Origin of the sequence: uncultured Acinetobacter sp. (assembly GCF_947624825.1) — a bacterium.
Taxonomy (GTDB): Bacteria; Pseudomonadota; Gammaproteobacteria; order Pseudomonadales; family Moraxellaceae; genus Acinetobacter.
Genome location: NZ_CANQLZ010000095.1, coordinates 1 through 5,362, shown reverse-complemented (window position 1 = coordinate 5,362; position 5,362 = coordinate 1). Strand labels below are relative to the sequence as shown.

General features: G+C 38.0%; 4 protein-coding genes and 1 pseudogene. All 5 read right to left on the bottom strand.

Translation table 11 applies throughout. The annotated features are described in order from the left end of the window. Positions 1-76: 76 nt before the first annotated feature. Positions 77-709: pseudogene (locus tag Q0017_RS13135) on the bottom strand (ABC transporter permease); the annotation flags it as partial. Positions 710-857: 148 nt separating this feature from the next. Continuing rightward, positions 858-2,303 (bottom strand): ABC transporter substrate-binding protein, encoded by a 1,446-nt coding sequence (locus Q0017_RS13130; protein WP_298147702.1) that lies wholly within the window; start codon positions 2,301-2,303, stop codon positions 858-860. Between the two features lie 10 nt (positions 2,304-2,313). Continuing rightward, positions 2,314-2,559 (bottom strand): ferredoxin family protein, encoded by a 246-nt coding sequence (locus Q0017_RS13125; protein ID WP_298147699.1) that lies wholly within the window; start codon positions 2,557-2,559, stop codon positions 2,314-2,316. A 49-nt stretch (positions 2,560-2,608) separates the two neighbouring features. Next, the gene (locus tag Q0017_RS13120) at positions 2,609-4,354 is read right to left on the bottom strand and encodes a fumarate reductase/succinate dehydrogenase flavoprotein subunit (protein WP_298147696.1); all 1,746 of its coding nucleotides are present in this window, start codon (positions 4,352-4,354) and stop codon (positions 2,609-2,611) included. A gap of 28 nt (positions 4,355-4,382) precedes the next feature. Further along, the gene (locus tag Q0017_RS13115) at positions 4,383-5,123 is read right to left on the bottom strand and encodes a GntR family transcriptional regulator (RefSeq protein WP_298147692.1); all 741 of its coding nucleotides are present in this window, start codon (positions 5,121-5,123) and stop codon (positions 4,383-4,385) included. Between the last annotated feature and the right edge of the window lie 239 nt (positions 5,124-5,362).

Genomic DNA, 5,362 nt, shown 5'->3' with positions numbered 1-5,362 from the left:
ATTAGAGAAATTTGCTCAGCTTGTTGATTATCATAAGGCTTTTGAAACTGTCGCACCTCATGTTTGAATTCGCCCTGCTATAATTTTGCAAGGTGAAAGATTCCCAAGTAAAATATCCAATACCGTGTTGTCCAGAAATCATTTCAGCAGTGACAAGACAGAACCAGCATGTTCCCATACCAATCGACAAACCAGTAATTACGTTAGGTAAAGCACCAGGAATAACTACTTCACGAATAATAGCTAGATTTGTTGCCCCCAAACTTTTTGCAGATGCAACTAAACGTGGATCAATAGCATCTACACCATGAATGGTATTAAGCAAGATAGGAAATAAGGCTCCAATAAAAGTAATGTAGATCATGGAAGCTTCAGAAGAAGGAAAAACCAATATTGCTAAAGGAATCCATGCAACCGCAGGAATTGGTCTCAACACTTCTAAAGGGGGCATTAAAAATGCCCCAAGATTCTTAAACTGACCAATGAATAAGCCAAGTAAAACTCCTACACCTGAAGCCAATACAAAACCTGCTAGGACACGAAAAATACTGGATCTGACATGAGCCCATGCAGTTGGTAATTGCAAAAATCGCAAGATGGCATCGATTACTGCTACTGGAGTTGGCACATTACTAAAATTAACAACTCCTAAATTAATTTTGTTCATTGCTAAAATCTGCCACACAACTAAACAAAGCAAAATAGCAACCGTGCCCATCAGAAACTTATTTAGCTTCTGATGGTGCTCTGTTAGCCAACGCAAAGTTGTATGTGGTTTTACATTTTTTAAATTTTGTTCGGCAATACTATTCATACCGATATACCTCATTGTTGGCTTATGGCTATACAACGTGGTTTTACTTAACTAGCTGTTTTACAGAGTTAAAGTCGTAAACCTTACCACCTTGTGCTGCTGCCCACTGAGTTGCATCACCTTTAAGTAGAAATGCATGGATTTCACCAGCACGGTTAGTAGCAAACCAAGCTAAATTTGATAATAGTTTGATATCATTTTGAGAATCTTGGTTATAAACCACACGCACAGATTTGCCTGCCGATTCAATCGCTTTTAAATCCTTAAATGCATGCTCTGGTGTTGCATAATTGCGTACCTTCTCTTCGCCTTTAACCCAAATTTGAGTCACGCGATTGAAGGTTTTAATTTCTTCACCAGTTAATGCATCTTTAGAAATCAACGGAGATTTGCCATAGTTATTTAATGCTTGGCTGTAATCCAAATTAGATGCAGCGAATGCATCTTTGATATATTTGTCTTGAATAAAGGCATTTACATCAACTTTACCGTCATTTTTACCTAGATATTGCAGTGTATCGACTGCAACTTGTGTTGCCTGTTTGTACTCGGATTTCCAAGTTAAATCACGAGTTTGCAAACCAAGTGGACCATGGAATAAATAAACTACTTCGGCTGGGATTCCAGTTTTTTCAGCAATTACTTCACTATATTTTTCAGGTTCTTTTTGTACTAATTGATCCGCTTCGATGGTTGCCTTTAAATATGCTTGTATCACTTCTGGATGTTGCTCTGCATATTGCTGATTAGCTAATACTCCATGGAAGGTAGCTCCTTTTGCTTGAGAGCCATCGTAAATTTTCTTAGCAAAACCTTGATAAGCAAAGAGCTCACCAAATGGAACGAAATCTGCATGTGCATCAATTTTATTACTCTTTAAAGCTGGACCAGCAACTTCAGGTGCCTGGGCAATAATCTGCACATCTTTGGTTGGGTCCCAACCTTGAGCTTTTATGGCACGAAGTAATAAACCATGGGCAGTTGATGCAAAAGGTACTGAAATAGTTTTACCTTTTAATTCTGCTAATGAAGTCACATTAGAACTATTTGGAACAACAATCGCATTACCACTCCCTGTGGTACTACCAGAGAGAGGAGTCAAGAAAATACTTGCTTTACCTGCTTCTTTAAAAGCTACTAAATTATTTACTGCAGGAAACTCTGCCATTGCACCAATATCTAGACGATCAGCAACCATTTCACTAGTTAAAGGAGCACCGGATGTAAAGTTTTTCCATTGGATATCATATTTAACATTTTTATAGTCACCCTCCTTAGGAAGATGCTTTTCTAACAAGCCTAATTCCCTGACCAATAAACCGCCAGTAGCGCAGTTAATGGTAGTATCTTGTGTTCCAATAGCAACTCGAACAGTGCTTATAGGTGATTCAACACTGCTCTGCTCTTTACTGCTACAGCCTATAACCCCAGATATACCTAGTGCCACTAAACTACTTAATAATATTTTTTTAGCTGGTAATGTGGACATTTTTTACTCTCTACTTTAATAAATAAGGAATATTTACGTGAATCGCATCAGTTGGGCAGTCTTTTTCACAAGGCATGCAATACCAACATTCATCAAATTGCATAAAAGCTTTCTTTGTTACCGGATCAATCGCCAATAGATCCATCGGGCATACATCGACACATACAGTGCAACCTTTGTCTGCAATACACTTATCTTCATCTACCAAAACTGGTGCAACAGTACGGTGTTGAACTTCTTTAAATATAAGGGTCATGATTTATTTCCTTACTCATCTGTGAAAAGGTATGCTTTACCTACCTGCATTAAATTGCTTCAGCAGCTTCCACAGGTTGATCTTTTTGAATACGTAATTGGTGATAGGAATTTTTTTCTTGGGCTTCAATAGGCACAACATACGGCTCAACAGGCTTTTTAAAGCTGACCATATTGTCATTTTCATCTTTCTTAAGATGAGCATGACAGAACCATTCATTATTGTTAGTTTGTGGAAAATCAGCACGGTAGTGATACAAACCCCAGCGACTTTCTGTGCGGAATAATGAGGCTCTTGCAGCCATTTCAGCACAGTCACGAATTACTGATACTTCTGCTGCTCGCATGAGTTCATGTGGATTGTTGGCTTTAATCTGTGCAATATCGTATTTAATTTCCTCAAAACGACGTAAACCAATTTCCATTTTTTGCCGAGTCTTTGGTGGTTGCAGATAGTCATTCACAAATCTACGTAACTTATATTCGACTTGCTCAGCAGGTAAACCCTCTTTAAGTTCAAGCGGTGCAAAAATTCGTGCTTTTTCAGCATCAATTTCTGCTTGATTCAGCTCACCCGAATCAATATTTACTACATACTCTGCCGCATTAACACCGGCAAACCAGCCATAAGTAAATGCACCTAGCATATAGTTATGAGGGACAGCGGCCATATCACCAGCGCTATATAAGCCTTTTACAGAAGTCTCAGCTTTTTCATTAACCCAAACACCCGAAGCACTATGTCCACTACAGAAGCCAATTTCTGAGATATGCATTTCCACCATATCTTTGCGGTAATCTGTATCACGACCCTCATGGAAGCGACCACGACTTGGACGTTCATTCGTATGCAGAATTTCTTCAATAGTTTGAATTGTTTCTTCGGCTAAATGATCCATTTTTAAGAAAACAGGACCGTGTCCACTTTCTAATTCTTGATAAAACTCCCACATCATCTGACCACTCCAGTAGTCACATTCAATGAATCGTTCACCTTTACTGTTAGCGGTATAGCCGCCCAATGGGCCTGTTACATAAGCACAAGCTGGACCGTTATAATCTTTAATTAATGGGTTAATCTGAAAACATTCTAAATTCGATAATTCTGCTCCAGCATGGTAAGCCATTGCATAACCATCGCCAGCATTAGTAGGGTTCTCGTAAGTACCCATTAGGTATCCTGAAGAAGGTAAACCTAAACGCCCTGCTGCCCCACAACATAGTATTGCTGCTTTGGTTTTAATGACATAGAACTCTCCAGTTCTGCAATCAAATCCAAGTACACCGTTAATCGCGCCATTCTCATTTTTCAATAATTTAGTAGTAACGATCCGATTATTGATTTTTACTTGAGCACGCTTCATTTGGCGATACAGCACTTTTTTTACATCGTGCCCTTCAGGCATAGGTAGTACATAAGCTCCCATATGATGAACTTTCTTAACCGCAAACTCGCCAGTTTCATCTTTTTCGAACTTAATACCCCACTGATCTAACTGTTGGATCGTGGTAAAACTATGTTTTGCATAGGCATAGATAGTGTTTTGGTTCACGATGCCATCATTAGCAATAGTGATTTCTTTAGTGTATTGCTCTGGTGTGGCATATCCTGGAATGACAGCATTGTTTAGGCCATCCATTCCCATAGAAATGGCACCACTGCGTTTAACATTCGCTTTTTCAATCAGTAATACGCTTAAATTCGGATTAGCTTGTTTAGCTTTAATAGCTGCCATTGGACCTGCGGTGCCTCCGCCGATAACTACAATGTCATACTCTAAATATTTTGTATCCATAAGATTCCTTTTGCTTTTTCTGGCTGCATTAACGGAAAATGCGTAATTGGTATTGGAAGCTTTCACCTGAGAAATACAGGTATTCATAATCAAGTGGTTGGTTTTGTGCATCATGAGTTAAACGCTCAATACGTAAAATTGGCGTATTCACGTCTACCGAAAGTAGTTGAGCAAGTTCATCATCAGCTTGAATTGCATCAATATTTAAGTCGGCATAACCAAGTGGAATAGATAAGTCACGCTCAATAGCACTAAAAATATCAGTGCTGCGTAAATCCACTTCTTTCTCTACTAATTGTTTACCTACTGTTGCAGGTAAATAAGTCAACTCATATGACACAGGTTCATTATTGAGTAAACGCACACGTTTAATTTCTACAACTTGGCTATGTACAGAAATTCTCAGCTTAGACGCGACTTTTATTGGTGCTTCAATGAATTTCACAGAAAGCACTTCATTCAAAATTTGATGCCCTGTATGAGACATTGCCTCAGCAAAACCCTGTAATTGAGTAATGTTTTGGTATGCCTTTGGCTTACTAACAAAAGTTCCTTTGCCATGAACTTTGAAAATTAATCCTTCTTGCGACAACTTATGTAAAGCCTGGCGCACTGTAATACGACTTACATTGAATAAGTCTGAAAGCTCATTTTCTGAAGGCAATTGACTTAGCGGTGGATATACACCTTGTTGAATTTTGCTATGCAATTGTTCTTTCACTTGTTCATACAAAGGTTGCTGGCTATTTTTGCTGGCAAGATCAGACATGTTTCATCAACTTGTTATAACAACTTGAGCAAACAATAATTAATGTTCTAGAGAAATGGAAATACCAAGATTTGATTTATTTATGAAAAATAAAGCTGAAAAAATTCAGTAAGTTATTATTCTAAAAAAGAATTTATTTTCTTAAAAAAATATAAGATAAAGAATAGACCTCTTGCGAAAGTAAAAAATTGTTTATACTAGTCCCATGAAATATGAAAATTTAACTAGATTTAATGATG

Coding starts and splice junctions, on each gene's coding strand:
- Q0017_RS13125 (WP_298147699.1), bottom strand. CDS start 2,559: ATGACCCTTATATTTAAAGAAGTTCAACACCGTACTGTTGCACCAGTT.
- Q0017_RS13115 (WP_298147692.1), bottom strand. CDS start 5,123: ATGTCTGATCTTGCCAGCAAAAATAGCCAGCAACCTTTGTATGAACAA.
- Q0017_RS13120 (WP_298147696.1), bottom strand. CDS start 4,354: ATGGATACAAAATATTTAGAGTATGACATTGTAGTTATCGGCGGAGGC.
- Q0017_RS13130 (WP_298147702.1), bottom strand. CDS start 2,303: ATGTCCACATTACCAGCTAAAAAAATATTATTAAGTAGTTTAGTGGCA.